The sequence below is a fragment of the Streptococcus parasanguinis genome (assembly GCF_032163505.1).
Classification (GTDB): Bacteria; Bacillota; Bacilli; order Lactobacillales; family Streptococcaceae; genus Streptococcus; species Streptococcus parasanguinis_V.
Genome location: NZ_CP134147.1, coordinates 2,057,234 through 2,076,044 on the forward strand (window position 1 = coordinate 2,057,234; position 18,811 = coordinate 2,076,044).

The window sequence follows — 18,811 nt, forward strand, 5'->3', positions numbered from 1 at the left end:
GCTCTCAAGCGGCTCTACTCTTTGTTAAAATCGAACAGGCGCAACTCAGTTTACGCAATTTTTGCGAAAACGTTTGCGTACCATGTCATTATAAACTTTTTCCATATTTTCTGCAAGGGGTTTCTTAAAAAACTTTATATCTTTTTTAAAAAAGCCCCTTATCACTAGTTTAGTATTTATTATTAGCAATGTCAATGAATTAGCGGTTTTTATAGAAGAAAGTTTAGAATTAAAATATTTTTTAAAAATTTTCTCAAAATCACTTGCAAACGTTTTCGCCTTGTGATATACTTAAGTCGTTTTAGGAAAACGTTTGTCTAAAACGGTTTCTAATTATTATCTTTTTTTATTCTTTAGGAGGAATAAATCATGAAACGTACAATTTTACGTAGTGCTGCTGTACTTGGTACAGTTGGTTTTGCCGGCTTCTTACTTGCTGCTTGTAGCAATAGCTCTTCAGGTTCTTCTGAGGCAAGTAAAGAAATCAACGTCTATGTAGACAAAGGCTACAAATCTTATGTTGAAGAAGCTGCAAAAGCTTTTGAAAAAGAAAATGGCGTAAAAGTTAAAATCAAAACTGGTGATGCCCTTGGTGGATTGGATAACCTTTCTCTCGATAACCAATCTAAAAAAGCTCCAGACGTTATGATGGCACCATACGACCGTGTAGGTGGTCTTGGTAACGATGGTCAATTGGCTGAAGTGACATTGAACAAAGATAGCCACACAGACAAAACAACTGAAGCTCTTGTCACAAACGGTGGTAAGGTTTACGGTGCACCTGCTGTCATCGAAACGTTGGTTCTCTACTATAATAAAGATCTTGTAAGCGAAGCTCCAAAAACATTTGGTGACCTTGACAATCTTGCAAAAGATAGCAAATACGACTTTGCTAGCGAACCTGGTAAAACAACTGCCTTCTTAGCTGACTGGACAAACTTCTACTATGCTTACGGTTTGCTTTCAGGTAATGGTGGTTATGTATTTGGTAAAGATGGTACAGATCCTAAAGATATTGGATTGAACAACCAAGGTTCTATCGACGGTATCGAATATGCGAAAACTTGGTATGCTAAATGGCCAAAAGGTTTGCAAGATACTAAAGGTGCTGCTAACTTCATCCAAACACAATTCCAAGAAGGTAAAACAGCTGCTATCATCGATGGTCCTTGGAAAGCTGCTTCATTGAAAGAAGCTAAAGTAAACTATGGTGTCGCAACTATTCCAACTCTTCCAAACGGAAAACAATATTCTGCCTTTGGTGGTGGTAAAGCTTGGGTTATCCCTGCAGGTGCGAAAAACCTTGATGGCGCTCAAAAATTCATTGACTTCTTGACAAGCACTGATCAACAAAAAGCTTTGTTTGACAAGACCAATGAAGTTCCTGCCAACACAGAAGCTCGTAAATATGCGGTTAGCAAAAACGATGAATTGACAACTGCCGTTGTTGATCAATTCAAGAACGCTCAACCAATGCCAAATATCTCAGAAATGAGTGCTGTTTGGGATCCAGCTGCTACTATGCTTTTCGATGCTGTAAGTGGTAAAAAATCTGCAAAAGCATCTGCTGACGATGCAGTGAAATTGATTAAAGAAACCATCGAACAAAAATTCGGTAGCAAATAAGACAGTTTTTAGGTGTGAGTAAGAGGTTGGAGACAAAGTCCCAACCTCTTATGTTCAATTATCAACCTTCTACTAGATCACTGTCAAACTTGTCTTCTTGCTCTCTGGCAAGGACATTATAAGGAGATTTGAATGACTACAGAACAAAACCCTAAAAAGGCTATGTGGCTCTCTTTGATCCCGGGTCTTGGACAAATTTATAACAAACAAAAAACCAAAGGCTATATTTTTCTTGCCGTAACTGTTCTCTTTCTCGCCTATTTCCTAGGAATCGGAGTTGGAGAATTAGCGAAATTGGTTACACTTGGAACCGTCCGTGGACAAGATAATTCTCTCTTTATCTTGATTCGTGGCGCCTTCCACTTGATCATTACCATTGTTTACTTCCTATTTTATGCCTTAAATATTAAGGATGCTGGAACCGTTGCAAAACGTATCAACAATGGCATCGCTGTTCCAAAAACTGGAAAAGAAATGGTTCAAGCCATCTATGAAAATGGCTTCCCATATTTATTGATCATTCCTTCATACATTGCTATGACATTTGCGATTATCTTCCCAGTTTTAGTAACTTTGATGATCGCCTTTACCAACTACGACTTCAAACATACCGCTCCAACAACCTTGCTCGATTGGATCGGGTTCCAAAATTTCACTAATATGTGGACCTTGAGTACCTTCCGCTCAGCCTTTACATCTGTTCTTGGCTGGACCTTGATTTGGGCACTCGCAGCTTCTACTCTTCAAATCGTACTCGGTATCTTGACCGCTATTGTTGCAAACCAACCATTCGTAAAAGGAAAACGAATCTTTGGGGTTATCTTCTTGCTCCCATGGGCTGTTCCAGCCTTCATCACTATCTTAACTTTCTCAAATATGTTTAACGATAGTGTCGGTGCTATCAATGCACAAGTTATCCCATTGTTTGCGAAGATCTTCCCATTCTTAGATGGCATTTTGATTCCTTGGAAAACAGATCCTACTTGGACAAAAATTGCTTTGATTATGATGCAAGGTTGGCTCGGCTTCCCTTACATTTACGTCTTGACTTTAGGGATTCTTCAATCTATTCCAAACGATCTTTACGAAGCTGCTTATATTGATGGTGCCAACGGTTGGCAAAAATTCCGCAGCATCACTTTCCCAATGATTATGGCTGTTGCAGCTCCAACTTTGATCAGTCAGTACACCTTCAACTTTAATAACTTCTCCATCATTTACTTGTTTAACGATGGGGGACCTGGTTCTGTCGGAGGAAACGCCGGATCTACAGATATCTTGATCTCATGGATCTACAAGTTGACAACCAATTCTTCTCCTCAATATTCAATGGCCGCAGCGGTAACCTTGATTATCTCTGTGATTGTGATCTCAATCTCTATGGTTGCCTTCAAGAAACTACATGCATTTGATATGGAGGATGTATAAAATGAAAAATTCAGTTCAATTTAAACGCCGCCTCAATCATTTCTTGACTTACCTGTACATGGTAGTTCTTTCAATCGTTATCATTTATCCATTGTTGATTACGGTTCTATCAGCCTTCAAATCAGGGAATGTCAGTGCCTTTACACTTGATTTTAGTGGCAATCTTAGTTTTGATAACTTCTCAAAACTTTTCTCTGAAACTCATTATGGCACTTGGTATATGAACACCTTGGTTATCGCCATTATCACCATGATTGTACAAACAAGTATCGTTACCTTTGCAGGTTACGCATACAGCCGTTACAATTTCTTGGCGCGTAAACAAAGTTTGGTCTTCTTCTTGATTATTCAAATGGTCCCAACCATGGCAGCCCTCACAGCCTTCTTCGTTATGGCTTTGATGCTGAATGCCTTGAACCAACCTTGGTTCTTGATCTTCCTTTATGTTGGTGGTGGTATTCCAATGAATGCCTGGTTGATGAAGGGATACTTCGATACTGTTCCAATTTCCCTCGATGAATCTGCGAAATTGGATGGAGCTGGACACTTCCGTCGCTTCTGGCAAATCGTCCTCCCTCTTGTTCGTCCAATGATTGCCGTTCAAGCGCTTTGGGCTTTCATGGGGCCTTTCGGAGACTATATCTTGTCTAAATTCTTGCTTCGTGACGAAGTGAACTATACGGTAGCCGTTGGTCTTCAAACCTTTATCAGTGACCAAAAAAATCAAAAAATCGCCTTCTTTGCAGCCGGTGCTATTTTGATCGCGGTTCCAATCTGTATCTTATTCTTCTTCCTACAAAAGAACTTTGTTTCAGGCTTGACAGCTGGTGGGGATAAAGGATAAAATAGAATCTTATTTCAAGCACATTTTATTTTTAAGTTGAGGGTAGTATGGTGGATTCTTTACTACCCTTCGTTAAGAATAAAATCAATCAAAGAGACTTCTCTTTGCATTTCTGATACTCTTATGTTTAGAAAGGTCATCTTATGCCCTATCCTTTTAATTATTTCGCAAGTATCTTCAATTTCCGCTCTTCTTTTGCAAACCGCAAAAAACTGAGCTGGTTCCAAATGATTTTTACTTCTTTCTTTCTAATCTCTATCACACTATTACCTGTGGCTCTGCAAAATGCTCAACTCAAAACCTATCCTTTGACAACCTTTGTCAGCGATGTGTTTGATCCTTTATCAACAGACGTTATGAAAGATATCCAAGAACACGTCGTGATCAAAGACCAAGAGCTCACCTATACAGGGACTAACCCTGTACACAAGACTTCAAAAGGACAGGTTATCTTAGGCCAAGAGGCAAAGGCTAGTAAAGGCAAGGAGTTAACACTCCATTTTGATCGCAAACAATTGATTATCTCAAAAGAGAATAAAGAACTCGCTACAGTCTCATACCAGGCTATTAATCAAGAGAGCCTTCGGGATAAAAAAAGCTTCACTCAAGCTATCTCTAGCGATTGGTTCCGCGACAATCGACTCCCTGTCAGTCTCTTTCTCGTGATTTTCTCTGGCTTCTTGTCGACAGTCAATTATTTGATTCTCATCCTAGGGGCCTCTTTCTTCCTCTACTTGACACGAAAATCTCGACTCTTTTCACTACAAACTTTCAAGGAATGTTTCAACTGTATTCTGAATTGCTTGGGACTCCCTATTTTACTAAGTGTCCTCATCAGTTTACTATTCCATCAAGTATTTACTACGACGATCATGATCCAAAATGTCTTATTTGTACTCTATCTTGCTATGGTATTTTATAAGACCCACTTCCGTGATCCAGACTATCACCGCTAGGAGGTTTTCTCATGCGTGTTACCATCAAAGATGTGGCGAAACTCGCTGGCGTCGCGCCTTCAACTGTCACGCGCGTCATCCAAAACAAATCCACGATTAGTGATGAAACAAAAAAACGTGTCCGTGAGGCCATGGTCGAATTGGACTACCATCCCAATCTTAATGCTCGCAGCCTTGTCAGCCAATCTAGTCAAGTCATTGCTTTGGTCCTACCAATCGACAGTGACGTCTTCTACCAGAATCCTTTCTTCCCAACTGTTTTAAGAGGGATTACCCAGATCGCGTCAGACAATGATTATGCCATCCAAATCTGTACGGGGCAAAATGAAGAACGGCGGCTCGATAATCTCAAACAACTCATCTACGGAAATCGTGTAGATGGTTTGATTTTCCTTTATTCCAACCCGAATGATCCCCTCGTTGAATTTGCACTGAAGGACAAGTTTCCCTTCCTCATCCTTGGAAAGGCGGTCTCTCCTTTTGTTTCGCTAGTCGATAATGACAATATCAAGGCCGCATTTGATGCAACAGATTATTTTATTCAACAAAACTACCGAAAAATTGCTTTTATCGGGGGAAACAAAGAGCTGTTTGTGTCTCAAGACCGCTACCAAGGTTATAAAGAAGCCCTCCAAAAAGCAGGGATTCCTCTCGATGAAAAACTCGTTCATTTTTCATTTGGGTTTATGTTAGAAGATAATTCTTATCAAATGATGGAGAGTCTACCATTAACAGAACTAGATGCGATTATGACGACCGATATTCTCGTTGCTGAAGGGGTGCGCCAATACCTATTAGAACACCAGCTGACAATCCCGATTATTTCCTTTGATTCGATCAAGCCACGACTCGATATTGAAGCCTATATTGACATCAATGCGGTGGAACTCGGGCGTGAATCTGTCCGGACCATCCTTCAAATCATCAAAGATCACAAAGAAGGAAAAACCGTCTGCTACCGTCAATTGATTGACCATACCATTACGAAACTTTAGGAGTCTTTATGTCTACATTTACTGCTTATTTAGATGACCAAGACCTCATTCGTATCCAAAAGGGAGAGGAGCATATCCTTCCTTTTTATTTGAAAACGAACCAAGGTCATCTTGCCTTAATCCCTGTCAAAACGTCAAGTGCAGCGACTGACACAGGAGACTATTTCTTAAGCCCTATTCCACTTGAACTCGGAGAAGAGTACACCATCTACGATGCTACTGGAAATTCTTCTATACTCCACTATCGAAACATCGTTCGCAAACCCATTTTCGATCAAACCTTCACCTATACTGGAGAAGATTTAGGAAGTTTTTACACACCAAATCAGACGCAATTTAAATTCTGGGCACCCATTTCGCAAGATGTGACCCTTCATATCGAAGATCAGGTCTATCCAATGCATCGTACAGAAAATGGAGTCTGGGAACTTTTGCTTAAAGGGGACTGGGAAGGAGCTGCCTACCACTATGAGTTCCGTGTCAATGGCCTAGAACGTCGGATCCACGATCCCTATGCTCTATCCTCTTTAGCAAACTCTGGAGATAGCTTAGTCGTCGACCGCAAGAAGATCACACGTCCTATCACACGTGCTGCTCGTCAACTAGACCCGACAGAAGCAATCATCTACGAGATGAGCGTTCGGGACTTCTCTGTCCAAAAAGAGGCCGGCTTTAAACACCCTGGTAAGTTTAAAGGCTTGACAGAATCGCCTCAACTCAATGGTCAAATCCTTGGATTTGATTACCTTCAAAAACTTGGCATTACCCATGTACAGTTACTTCCTGTCTATGATTTCGGTAGTGTTGATGAAGAGAATCAATGGAAAGCCTACAACTGGGGTTATGATCCTGTCCAATACAATGTTCCAGAAGGTAGTTATGCCAGTGACCCCAACGATCCTTATGCACGGATTTGGGAGCTCCAAGATGCTATTGCAACCTATCACCAATCTAATCTCAGTGTTATCATGGATGTGGTCTATAATCACGTCTACCAGGCCGATGAGTATGCATTTGAACAAATCGTACCCGGTTATTTCTACCGCTATAATGCAGAAGGAGGGCGGACCAATGGAACCTTCTGTGGGAATGATGTCGCAAGTGAACGTTCCATGGTAAGACACTATATCAAGCAATCCCTCAAGCAATGGGTTTCCCTCTACGGTTTTGATGGTTTTCGCTTTGACTTGATGGGAATCTTAGACATTCAAACCATGACAGAGATTGCAGAGGAGCTCCGTGAAATCTATCCTAACGTCTATCTCTATGGGGAAGGGTGGAAGATGGATACAGGCCTCTCTGAAGACCAGCTCGCTCACCAGTACAACTCAAAACGATTACCAGATTTTGGCTTTTTCAGTGATAATTTCCGGGATACGGTCAAGAGAACACTCTTAGCCGGTCACCGTTGTGATAGTCAACATCCAGCCAATGATTTTTCTAATATCCTAACAGCAAATGTCGGGAAAGCAGGACCTGCTCATTTCATCCAACCTCAACAAGCCATTCAGTACGTCGAATGCCACGATAATGCAACTGTTTTTGATTATTTCCAACTTGAAAAAGAAGAGATTCGTCTAGAGGAGCGAAAAGCTCTCTCACGCCTCGCTCTTCATTTGGTATTATTATCCCAAGGTGTACCTTTTATCCATGCTGGTCAAGAACGTTACCGCACAAAAGGGCTCGAAGAAAACACCTATAACTTGCCAGATAGTCTCAACCAATTGGACTGGACATCCCTTTCAAAATGCCAAGAAGAACTTGCTTTTCTTAAAGAATTGATTGCTTACCGGAAATCGCAACCTCTCCTTCGTTTGAAAAAAGGACAAGAGATTCGAGATTACTGTGACGTCAAATGGTTGTCTGATTATCATTTTATCTACACGATTGAAAAAAATCGTGAAAAAATAACGATTCTCGTTAATATCGGTGATCAGGACATGACCTATCAACATCCGAGCGATAGTCAACTGCTATTTGCCTATCCTCATGCAAATCTCCAAACACCTATTCCTAAAGGAAAGGAACTTTCTATTTCCGCCCATAGTTGGCTCCTTCTCCGAGAAGCTGAATAAACAAAATAAGGTCACCACAATGTGGGACCTTATTTTTATTCTTCTGTTTCCACAAAGCGTCCAATGATATGAACGTTATCTGAAATGGTGATAAAAGCCTGAGGATCAGCTTTTTTCATAATATATTTGAATTCATTAAACTCTGCACGCGTAATAACTGTCAGCAGAACCGCTTTTTCCTGATGGTTATAGGTTCCTTCTGCATTGTGGATAATGGTCGCTCCACGATGCAATTTTTTATGAATCTTTTCAATAATGGCATCTGGCTGGCTCGTTACGATCATTGCCTGCATCCGTTTTTGCTTGGTAAAGACAGCATCCGTTACTCGACTCGATACAAAGATGGTAATCATAGAGTAAAGGGCATACTTCCAACCAAAAGTCAGACCAGCAATCAACATAATGGTCCCATTGACCAAAAAGGAGATACTGCCGACATTCTTTCCTGTCCGTTTTCGAATCGTCAAACTGACAATATCCGTTCCCCCACTGGAAATATTATTCCGAAGAGCAAAACCAATCCCTGTTCCCATGACAACCCCACCAAACAAGGCATTCATGATCGGATCGTTGGTCAACGTAATCACTGGCACGAACTGAATAAAGAGGGAACTCATCGAAACCGTAATAAAGGTAAAGATGGTAAATTTATGGCCAATTTGATACCAAGCCACAATCATCAAAGGGATATTGATGGCATAAAAGGTTAAGGAAACGGGAATCGTAAAGCCAATAAAGCGTTGGCTCAGAACAGATAAAATCTGAGCTAGACCTGTTGCACCACTGGAGTATACATGGCCCGGTTGAAAGAAGAAGTTGACAGCAATTGCTGATAGAAATCCATACAGCAAGGAAGCTGACACTTTTTCATCGTATTTCTCACGGGAGATGCTCTTCAGCACGCGCAATAATTTAATGTTATAAGCTAGTCGCCACACATGATAGCGAAATAGCTTATGAAAGCGAGTTTTTTTCATTTTCAATCCATCGATTAGAAGAAAAGGAGAATCTTAAAGCAACTAATTCCTAGACTTTCCTTTTTCTCTCTTGTCCTATTCTTGCTCTGCCACTTCTACTTGAAGGTTTAACTCATCCAATTGTTTCTCAGAAACGACAGAAGGAGCTTGTGTCATTGGATCTGTCGCCTTGTTATTCTTAGGAAAGGCAATGACTTCCCGAATATTATCTTCACCTGCAAGAAGCATCACGAAGCGGTCCAAACCAATCGCCAATCCTCCATGTGGTGGGAAACCATAATCCATTGCTTCCAACAAGAAACCAAATTGTTCGTTGGCAGCTTCTTTTGTAAATCCAAGTGCCTTAAACATCCGTTCTTGTAAATCTTTATGATTAATCCGTAGGCTTCCTCCACCTAATTCATAGCCATTTAAGACGATATCATAGGCAATTGCTCGAACTTTTGAAAGATCTCCTTCCAATTCATGCTCTGTTTTAGCTTGTGGGAGTGTAAATGGATGGTGAGCAGACATATAACGGCCTTCTTCTTCAGACCATTCAAACATTGGCCAATCCACTACCCAAAGGAAGTTGTATTGATTGTTGTCAATCAAGTCAAGCTCTTTCGCAAGACGAACACGCAAAGCACCAAGCGTTGCATTGGCTACTTCAAGAGTATCTGCTACAAAGAGAACTAGATCTTTGTCTTCTAACTGTAAAGCAGCTGTCAAGTCACTTGTCAAGTCTGTCAAGAACTTCGCAACAGGACCGTTCAAAGTACCCTCAGCATATTTCACCCAAGCAAGACCTTTTGCACCGTATTGCTTCGCAACTTCTGTCAATTTATCGATATCTTTACGAGAGTAATGATCCGCTGCACCTTTGACGACAATCGCCTTAACTGCCGGAGCTTCTGAGAAGACTTTGAAATCTACACCCTTGACAAGTTCTGTCAAGTCTTGGAGCAACATTTCAAAACGTGTATCTGGTTTATCTGAACCATACAAGGCCATGGCATCATCATAATTCATCCGTGGGAATGGGAGTGTTACTTCAATTCCCTTGGTTTCTTTCATGACACGTGAAATCAAGCCTTCTGTGATATCCTGGATTTCTTGATCACTCAAGAAAGAAGTTTCCAAGTCGACTTGTGTAAACTCAGGTTGACGGTCTCCCCGTAAATCCTCATCACGGAAACACTTCACGATTTGATAATAGCGATCAAATCCAGCATTCATCAACAATTGTTTTGTAATTTGAGGACTTTGAGGAAGGGCATAGAAATGACCCTTATTGACACGGGAAGGAACCAAGTAGTCACGTGCTCCTTCTGGAGTTGACTTAGAAAGAAACGGTGTTTCCACATCAATAAATTCTAATTCATCCAAGTAATTGCGGATTGAATGGGTTACTTTTGCACGGAGTTTGAGGTTTTCCAACATCTCAGGACGACGAAGGTCTAAGTAGCGGTAACGAAGACGGGTATCATCATTGGCTTCAATTCCGTCCTTGATTTCAAATGGTGTAGTTTTTGCAGTATTGAGAACCGTAATAGCTTCCACTTTGAGTTCTACTGCTCCTGTAGGCAAGTTTGGATTAGCTTGTTCACGAGCTTCTACAAGACCTGTCACTTCTACAACATATTCACTACGGATGCTTTCAGCTGTAGCCATTACTTCTGCACTAACTGTTTCTGGATTGATCACCAATTGCATGATTCCTTCGCGGTCGCGTAGATCGATAAAGATCAAACCACCCAAGTCACGACGACGGCTAACCCATCCTTTCAAGGTAATACGAGTTCCAATGTGTTCTTCACGAACACGTCCAGCATACATTGAACGTTTCATTTCTAATTAATCTCCAAACTAATATTCTTCCTTCTATTTTACCATAAAGACCAGCAGAAAGTGGCCTTTAGCTCAACTTTTTCAGTCACCAACTTCTTTAGTTATCGTGGCTCTCTTCTTTCTTTTTGGGATCATCGTAGAGAGTGGGTGCTAGCACCTTCATTAAAGTCGCCGTCCCAAATCGCAAGACAGCTGCTGCTAGTCCAAAAATAGGGGATAGGTAGCGGAAAAAGAAATCTCCCCTAAGTACATAGGTCATGCCACCCACAATAAAAAAGATCACAATTCCCTGAACGATTGCGTAAAACCAAATTTTTTTCACACTATTCTCCTTTTCACAAACCAGCTGACTTATCCACTGTTTTTTATCACTTATCCACAAAAATGTGGATAACTTTCACCTTTTGCTCCCTCAAAAGAGGAAGTGTCATCAGCACCAGGACTTGTTTTCATCCATTTACAAGGAAGTTTCCCACAGCCTGTGGATAACTCTCTTGCTCGTTTGTGACTTTCTCGTCACTTTCCTCACAAATCAAGGAGCCAGGATTTGATCCTGCCCCCTTTGATCAAGCATTATTTAAATTCGTCTGGTGTCCCTTTATATTGAGCCCAGTCTTTACTGAAGAAGCGATCATTTAGATGGTAAGTTGGTGCTTTTTCAGCCTTTGTGACAAAGGGATTGACCGCTTTATCAAAGGCTAGCCAACCATTCCATCCCATATGAATCGTATCTTCCATAAAGTAAGGCTGATCACCATCTTTAGAAAAGTCTGCAATATAGGTGAATCCTTGACTTTCCAATTGGTAACGAATCTTTTGAACAGCCTGTTCATACTTTTCTTGGCTCAAGCCTGTGTATTTCATCCATTTGGCATTAACTGGAGGAATGACAAAGATAACATTGGTCCGAGATTTAGCAAACTGGTCTAGAACCAATTGCAAGTCATTGTACTCAGGAGATTGAACATAGGATTCGTTTTTTTGGAAACCTTTTAGTTTCTTCAACTTCATTTTTAAACGAGTATTGTAAAAATGATTGCTGATTCCAAGGTCGTTGTTATTAGTCTTGACTTTTGCTTCAGCCGTTGCAATTTCTTCCAATTTCTCATATGAGAATTGATCTGGTAAATCTTGTAGACGTTTTTTGACCTTCTTATCGTAATTCCCGTTTGTACGCGTTGCAAGATTACTAAAAAAAGCATCTTCGCGTTGGACGAGGTGGGAAACAAACTGGTTCAAAGACTGATCAAATCTGGAAATTTTCTTTCCTTGAGAAATTTTCGTTACAACACTTTGAAAGGCGACATTTGGATACTGTTGTAACAGACGCTTTGCAGCATACTGGGATGCAGCATCCTGTTGGTGATTGGCAATAAAGCTATTCAACTGATCGCTATTAAAGAATTGTTGAAAAGCAGAGGAATCGTATCCCTTCTTAGTGAACCATTGCGGAGAAACTACATAAACAGCTGTATTGTCCTTGAGTTCTGGCAAAATCTGTTGCATTCCAAAATATTGGTTCAAAGAAGCCGCACCACGTTCTCCTAAAAAGTAGGGTCTGTAATTGCGGTCATATTTCTCAGCCAAAACCGCTGGATGCACCACATCAAAACGCAACCATTCACTGGAGCCGAAATAAGGGACAAAGCGATGCTTTGGATCAGAAAGTGCTTCTTGTTTCTTTGTACGACTCTTGAATCCTTCTGCATTCAGACTAACCGCAGCTTTTTTCTCTTCGGTATAGTTGTGCTTATGATTGATTGGATAAAAGAATAATAAAGCTGTTACCATGAGGAGCGCGCAAAATACGGGCCCTAAAATCAGCCATAAACGCTTAAGCATTCTGAAGCTCCGTTACACCTTCTACGATCTTGTTAGCAGTATTCCAATCATCGCGTCCAAATTCAGATACAGGAACACGGATGCCAAAGCGATTTTCCAATTCCACAATCAATTCGACTGTTCCCATACTATCAAGGACACCCGCATCAAAGAGATCCTCATCCATCATGTCTGAGACATCTTCCATAAACAATTCGTCAATAATTTCAATTACTTGTGATTTTACATCCATTTTTCTATTCTCCTTTTATTTCAATTTTGGAAACCATTGTTGATCCAAGAATCCTGAGAAAATCAGGAAGGACAGCATCACTGTGTTAAAGGTGATAAAGATCCCCAAAGCCTTGGTCCAACGATTGTCCGGTATAGGATCCAATCCTTTTGCTTTTCTTTCTTTATTGATGGTCTTTTTCTTACGAATCCAAGCATCATTGATGACCAGTCCAAGCCCATGGAAGAGCCCATAAGCGATGTAGTACCAGGTCACCCCGTGCCAGAAGCCCATAACCAACATATTGATAATATAGGCAACATTTGAGGTGGTAATTCGGCTCTTGAATACTTTATTGCGCATCAATACCATCACGAGACGCATAAAGACAAAATCACGGAACCAGAAAGACAAACTCATATGCCAACGATTCCAGAATTCCTTTAAGTCACGTGATTTAAAGGGACGATCAAAGTTGATGGGACTTTTAATCCCCATCAGATTGGAAGCTGCTAAAGCAAACATCGAATAGCCCGCGAAGTCAAAGAAGAGGTCAAAGCCATATACATACATGACCCCCAGCGTTCCAAGGTTAAAGAATCCACCTTGAGACAAGGCATAGGTCTGCACATGACCTAACAATAAGTGGCCAAAAATATGAGCTAGGATAAATTTATAAAGGAAGCCATACATGATATACTTAACAGCTTGCTCCAACATATCCAATAATTCTTCACGCTCAGGAATAGCGTTATAATCCTCATTAAAACGTTTGAAACGATCAATCGGCCCACTTGAGAAGGTCGGCATAAAGAGCATAAAGCGTAAGAATTCCCAAAGTGTGAATTCTTTCAAGACACCATCTCGCATTTCGATGATCATTCCGACAGCTCGGAAGGTTAAATACGAAATCCCTAAAAATCCAAACAAGGATTGGTGCCCATTCTTGATCGCTGGCTCTACCTTAACAAAGATCAGGGGCAAGACAGACAAGAAGGAATGAAGATAGAAAATCCACTTGTTGTCCGCTTTCTGACGATAGATCTTGTAGGAATACACAATCAAGATTTGCCAGACTACGTAAAAGAGCAGGGCATAAATTTGCTTGAGATTCGAACCTGTCAGCATCAAAATGATAAAGATCAGACTCACCAGTCCTTCATAAATCGGAAATCTCTTTTTGAAAAAGAGGCCCACAAAGATCGGCAAAAAAGCTAGAATGAGGTAGATAAAATAGATCGGTGTTCCATAGTGTTCTAAATGAGGGAGCTGTTTCAAAAACTCGATCATCGGTTGTTAACCTCGCTAATCAACCCTTTGATGTCGATTTTCCCGTTTGGTGTTAATGGCAGGCTGTCACGATAGAGGAATTTTGAAGGCATCATATAAGACATCATGATGTTTTCTAAATCTTCCTTAATGGCTTTCGTGATATCAATTTCGCGCTCAAATTGTTCTTTGACGCCCTCTTTTAAGATGACATAGGCCAAGAGATTTTGGACCTTGTGATCTTTATTATAACGCGGTACTGCGACTGCTGAGTCAATATACTTCGATTTATTCAAGTTTTGAGAGACATCCTCTAGCTCGATACGATAACCGTTAAACTTGATTTGGAAGTCCATCCGACCACCATAGAGAAGGAGACCTTCATCCGTCATGGTTCCGACATCTCCCGTATGGTAGGCTGGAAGACCTTCAAATTCGAAGAAGGCTTCTGCTGTTTTCTCTGGATTATTCATATAACCTTTTGAAACGGCTGGGCCAGATACGATGATCTCCCCTTGCTCACCATTTGGCAATTTGTTTCCTGCCTCATCAATAATGAAGGTTGGAGAATCTTCTTTGGTATAACCAATTGGTAGACGTTTCAAAGTAGCCAACATCTGATCTGTTACGGCTACAGCCGAAAGAGCTACAGTTGCTTCTGTTGGCCCGTAAGCATTGATGATACGCGCATTTGGGAAACGCTCGCGCAATTTTTGAGCGGTTTTAACGGTCAACTCTTCTCCATCAAAGTAGAAATGGGTGATTCCTGGCATCTTTTCAGCATTGAAATCTTCAGACAACATGGCCATATCTGCAAAAGATGGTGTTGAAGTCCAGATAGCAATCGGAAGAGAAAAGATCGTCGCAAAGAGTTGTTTGAAGTCTTGAGTAATGGCTGATGGAAGAGCAAAAAGCGTTCCTCCAAGAGCTAAGGTCGGTGCCCAGTACATAACAGACAAGTCAAAGGAATAGGGCGGTTGTGCCAACATTTGCGGACGCTCTGGCGTTGCAAATTCCTTGTCTGTGATCATCCAGTTGGTAAAACTGAGCAAGTTATCGTGCGAAATTTGCACCCCTTTTGGTTTCCCAGTTGTCCCTGAGGTAAAGATGATGTAGTAGTTATCATCCCCTTTGACCGGATGTTGCAAGTCATAGGCATGCTGAGCTGCGTAAGCTTCACGCACTTGCTCCAAGGACATGATTGGAGCAGCTGGGTTTTCCAATGGAAATTCATTGATGGCAATAATCAAGCTTGGCTCTGCTACTTCAACAATGGCAGACACGCGCTCCAAGGCAGAGTGGCTATCAATCGGGATATAGGCATGGCCAGATTTTGTCAAGGCCACAAAGGTTGCTAACATTTCATATTCTTGTCCACCAAAGACCACTACAGGTGACTTTTCAGGAAGTCCCATTTGGTCGATGTGGGCAGCCAAGCTATCTGAATCAGCCTTCAATTGGCCATAGGTATGTTCCTCACCAAGGACATTGTAAACCGGATAGTCTGGTTGTAGTTGCGCATAACGTTCAATTGTCTCGATCATATCAGTAATTGGTTGGTTTGACACGGCTAGGAGTCTCCTTTTCTAAAATTCGTTGTAGATAAAGCCACCCTGACCTTGACCAAGGTAACTAAAGAAATAAAGTAGGGCTAGAAAAATGGCGAAATACAAGACCGTCTGCCCGATAAATTTATAAAGTGTTTTATGTTTCATAAGTTTCACTCTTCATTTTGATTGTTATTCACTATTTTACCATTTTTTATACCAAGTAAGCAATTTTAAACATAGTGAGAATGTCGTAGAAAACGTTATCATTTCAGATCATTCAAGCCGTTTAACGAAAGCATTTTTCTTTAATCAGTTTTCTGGTTGAAATCCTATTCTATTTCACAGTACCCTGATGAATCAACTCTAGACACTTGTCCAGATCCACATCTCTCTCGAAATGGCTAGGTGTCCAAGGAATCTCTATATCGGGCTCCACACCTTGATCCGTCATTCCTTTCCCTTGATCTACGCATAGACAACGAGAAGTAGGAAACATCAATTGATAATCGCCATAATCAACGGTACAACAATTAGAGTAGTCTAAAATTCCTAGAGTTGGTCGACCCACCACCGTTACCTTCTTAAACTGCTTCATCATCTGAACAAAGTTATCGCCAGAAGAACCGCAATAAATATCTGATAAGATAAAGATCCGTTCAGGATAGTGGCCACCTCTAACTTCTGGGAAGAATTCCTCGCTTTCTTGCTGATACGGTACATAACCTTTTCCCCGATAGTGTATCAAATTCTCTTTCATATCTTCAAGCAGCTTAACTGTTTCAGGGCTAATTTCTTCCTGTTGCATCCAGTCCTCAAAGTCTTTCAAGCGCAGGTCAACATTGCGCTCTGTGTAGAGAATTTCCATGCCATCATCATCCCAGTCAAGCGAATCATAGCCCTGATCCTTCTCTAAGCCTAGATGTAACAGAGGAAGATATAGAGAATCCGTCCCTCCACTGTTGCGTCGGACATCAATGATAAAAAACTTGACTTCCGTCATCATCGGTAAACACTCTTGGTATAAACGACCCAAAGATCCTTCATCCATAAAGTTATCCAGACGAAGATAAAGAATCTCATCGTCTAATCGTTTCCAAAAAATCTGATCCTGGATCGGTTCTCGACTGGGTACTACTTTAATGGTCTTTTCTATCCCTTCTCGAAGCAGGGTGACACTCGTTGACTGAGAGACCAAATCTGCCCATTCTCTATAATGTCTTTCTGGGGTCTTGCTGATAAAATAGTCTTTATGAAGAGAAGCTATCTGATCCAAGTCACTTCCATCCAGAGCTAGGATTTGATCTCCTACTTGAAGACCCGTATCTTCATTAGCTTCCTCAACATACAGTTTCTGTCCATTTATTCTCAAAAGAAACCCTTTTTGACTGGCCTTTTTATCTCGAAAGGAAACATGCCCGATCACCCCAAAACTAGCTAGGTAAGTCTTCACTTGATAGAGAAAGGCATCATCTGTCATATCATCTGTAATGTTTTCTCGAAAAGGCTCTGGATCGCATCCTTTTCTATCCTTGATGGTCGATGAATCATGGGTCATAATGGAGACGACATCTTCAAAAATAGCAGTCTTTTTCATAAAGGATTCCTTCCATTTTTTAGAAACAGTATACCACTTTTTCTTAAAAAGTTCTTAAAACCCTAAAAAACTATCCTAAAGTAGGGTAGCAGTTATAAATTCTTTCTTTTCTTCGCTTTCTTTGTCAGAGCGACATCACAATTTTCAATCTCGCTAATCAATAGATTGGCAAGGCCAAAATCATCGATGTTCGATTTCATATTTACCTCGTAGTTCAAGGTCAGTTGTTCTCCAGCTTGGGCCGTTGTGACAGAAATAAAGTCAATCTCTGAACACCTTTGGTCCAACAACTGGCTGATTTGTTCTGCAACAGAATCTTGTTTTGAGACAGTTATAGTCAAATGACGGCGCCGTTGGTGGTCGGTCTTACTTTGCTTGGTTTCGAGCAAGAGCCAGATAGCTAACAGAAAGGCCGTAAACAAAACTGCCAATAAGAGGTAGCCCGACCCCGCTGCTAAACCAATAATCATGGCTAGGAAAATCGCGATCAATTCTCTCGAGCCGCTGGTAGCAGACCGGAAACGAATCAAGCTAAAGGTTCCCGCTACTGCAATCGAGGTCCCCAGACTCCCGTTCACCAGGAAAATCACCAGGGTCATCATGCAGGGAAGCAAGGTGAGACTGACGATAAATTCACGCGTATAGAGAGTACGGTATTTGTAGGTCCAAGACAGGGCCATCCCGAGCACCAGGCTGACCAGCAAGGCTAGCATCAGGCGCACCGGATCTACGGTTGCCGTAGCGTTATTAAAAATAGAATCAAATAGATTAGACATAGGCAACACCTGTCCTTTCTTGAATTGGCGTTGGTGCATAGTCTAAGCCTTGTGACTTATGGTAGGCACAACTGTATTTCGAAAATTTCTGTTTGACCAGTCCGTACTTATCCAGAATGTCCTTCAGCCACTGAGGTTCTTCACCTGGGGCCTTGATTTCCATAATGATGGTATTTTCTTCTAATAAAGGCTCACCAGCTTTCCCACAAAGGAGACTGACCTGCTGATCACGATAGACTAAATTTTGATCCAGGGTGACCCGAATCTTATTGTAAGGATAGCCTTGGATACTCTTCTTTTCTTTTAAGGACAAACGATCATAATAGATGTACATCTGAGGCTGTAGGCGGTTATCATAGCGCTGGCGCAGAACTTGGATTTCTTGCACCAAGTCCAGATCCTGAATGGTCTGATCCACTAGTCCATCCGTCATGAGGCGGGTGATGGAGGAAGGGTTCGAGACCAGGCGGAACTTATGACCAATTCCTTCTGCATCCTTTGATTTTACTTCTAGAAAAGCCGGACTCTCCACTGTTGGATGCTCCACATAGGTCCGCATCCGGATCTTTTCACGACGATTCTGTTTAGCAAGGGCATCTTGGATCACATCGAAGTCTTCGGTATCAAAATAGACATTCGAAATCGTGGAGATGGGATAATCGTCTTCAACAACATATTTCTTCAAATCTTTCAATAAATCATCCAAGTCTTCTTTAACTACCACATATTTGGTTTCAATCCGCTTGAAGCTTGTCTCAATTGTTTTTTTCATGTTTCTTCTCCTTTAAGGGGGATCTATTATTTCTAACCTTCAGTAAGTATGAATACGACTTACGTG

17 protein-coding genes are annotated in these 18,811 nt (G+C 41.2%); 6 read left to right on the forward strand and 11 right to left on the reverse strand.

All coding sequences use genetic code 11. From position 1 onward, the window contains the following. Positions 1–369: 369 nt before the first annotated feature. From RIN70_RS09985 to pulA, 6 genes are all read left to right on the forward strand, one after another. A complete protein-coding gene (locus tag RIN70_RS09985; RefSeq protein ID WP_272144790.1) occupies positions 370–1,626 on the forward strand; it encodes an extracellular solute-binding protein in 1,257 nt (418 codons plus the stop codon). A gap of 132 nt (positions 1,627–1,758) precedes the next feature. Further along, a complete protein-coding gene (locus RIN70_RS09990) occupies positions 1,759–3,054 on the forward strand; it encodes a carbohydrate ABC transporter permease (RefSeq protein WP_031574712.1) in 1,296 nt (431 codons plus the stop codon). A 1-nt stretch (position 3,055) separates the two neighbouring features. Beyond that, positions 3,056–3,898 (forward strand): sugar ABC transporter permease, encoded by an 843-nt coding sequence (locus tag RIN70_RS09995; protein WP_021154117.1) that lies wholly within the window; start codon positions 3,056–3,058, stop codon positions 3,896–3,898. 143 nt (positions 3,899–4,041) lie between these two features. Further along, positions 4,042–4,854 (forward strand): DUF1189 family protein, encoded by an 813-nt coding sequence (locus RIN70_RS10000; protein ID WP_070664980.1) that lies wholly within the window; start codon positions 4,042–4,044, stop codon positions 4,852–4,854. Between the two features lie 11 nt (positions 4,855–4,865). Beyond that, positions 4,866–5,849 (forward strand): LacI family DNA-binding transcriptional regulator, encoded by a 984-nt coding sequence (locus RIN70_RS10005; RefSeq protein WP_070664978.1) that lies wholly within the window; start codon positions 4,866–4,868, stop codon positions 5,847–5,849. 8 nt (positions 5,850–5,857) lie between these two features. After that, positions 5,858–7,924, forward strand: coding sequence for a type I pullulanase (gene pulA, locus RIN70_RS10010; protein ID WP_155125184.1), 2,067 nt, complete (start codon positions 5,858–5,860; stop codon positions 7,922–7,924). 35 nt (positions 7,925–7,959) lie between these two features. On the opposite strand, the gene RIN70_RS10015 is transcribed toward pulA, so the two are convergent. The 11 genes from RIN70_RS10015 to RIN70_RS10065 form a co-directional block, all read right to left on the reverse strand. Then, a complete protein-coding gene (locus tag RIN70_RS10015) occupies positions 7,960–8,901 on the reverse strand; it encodes a YitT family protein (RefSeq protein WP_155125183.1) in 942 nt (313 codons plus the stop codon). 75 nt (positions 8,902–8,976) lie between these two features. After that, complete coding sequence (aspS, locus tag RIN70_RS10020) at positions 8,977–10,731, reverse strand: aspartate--tRNA ligase (protein WP_155125182.1); 1,755 nt, start codon at positions 10,729–10,731, stop codon at positions 8,977–8,979. A 97-nt stretch (positions 10,732–10,828) separates the two neighbouring features. Continuing rightward, on the reverse strand, positions 10,829–11,053 hold the full coding sequence (locus RIN70_RS10025) for a hypothetical protein (protein ID WP_021154124.1): 225 nt from the start codon (positions 11,051–11,053) through the stop codon (positions 10,829–10,831). A gap of 251 nt (positions 11,054–11,304) precedes the next feature. After that, positions 11,305–12,573: a D-alanyl-lipoteichoic acid biosynthesis protein DltD gene (dltD, locus tag RIN70_RS10030; protein WP_155125181.1), complete on the reverse strand. Its 1,269-nt coding sequence runs from the start codon at positions 12,571–12,573 to the stop codon at positions 11,305–11,307. Further along, positions 12,566–12,805 carry a D-alanine--poly(phosphoribitol) ligase subunit DltC gene (gene dltC / locus RIN70_RS10035; protein WP_003002265.1) on the reverse strand — a complete coding sequence of 80 codons (240 nt, stop codon included), beginning with the start codon at positions 12,803–12,805 and terminating at the stop codon, positions 12,566–12,568. The genes dltD and dltC overlap by 8 nt, the downstream gene beginning before the upstream one ends. A 15-nt stretch (positions 12,806–12,820) precedes the next feature. Beyond that, complete coding sequence (dltB, locus tag RIN70_RS10040; protein WP_151191114.1) at positions 12,821–14,074, reverse strand: D-alanyl-lipoteichoic acid biosynthesis protein DltB; 1,254 nt, start codon at positions 14,072–14,074, stop codon at positions 12,821–12,823. Next, positions 14,071–15,621, reverse strand: coding sequence for a D-alanine--poly(phosphoribitol) ligase subunit DltA (gene dltA / locus RIN70_RS10045; protein WP_049506230.1), 1,551 nt, complete (start codon positions 15,619–15,621; stop codon positions 14,071–14,073). The genes dltB and dltA overlap by 4 nt, the downstream gene beginning before the upstream one ends. A gap of 18 nt (positions 15,622–15,639) precedes the next feature. Next, positions 15,640–15,768 carry a teichoic acid D-Ala incorporation-associated protein DltX gene (locus tag RIN70_RS10050; RefSeq protein WP_003002102.1) on the reverse strand — a complete coding sequence of 43 codons (129 nt, stop codon included), beginning with the start codon at positions 15,766–15,768 and terminating at the stop codon, positions 15,640–15,642. A gap of 169 nt (positions 15,769–15,937) precedes the next feature. Beyond that, positions 15,938–17,197 (reverse strand): S41 family peptidase, encoded by a 1,260-nt coding sequence (locus RIN70_RS10055; RefSeq protein WP_201087707.1) that lies wholly within the window; start codon positions 17,195–17,197, stop codon positions 15,938–15,940. 92 nt (positions 17,198–17,289) lie between these two features. Then, the gene (locus tag RIN70_RS10060; RefSeq protein ID WP_201087706.1) at positions 17,290–17,973 is read right to left on the reverse strand and encodes a DUF4956 domain-containing protein; all 684 of its coding nucleotides are present in this window, start codon (positions 17,971–17,973) and stop codon (positions 17,290–17,292) included. After that, the gene (locus RIN70_RS10065) at positions 17,966–18,745 is read right to left on the reverse strand and encodes a polyphosphate polymerase domain-containing protein (RefSeq protein ID WP_272144776.1); all 780 of its coding nucleotides are present in this window, start codon (positions 18,743–18,745) and stop codon (positions 17,966–17,968) included. Before RIN70_RS10065 ends, RIN70_RS10060 begins: the two co-directional genes overlap by 8 nt. Between the last annotated feature and the right edge of the window lie 66 nt (positions 18,746–18,811).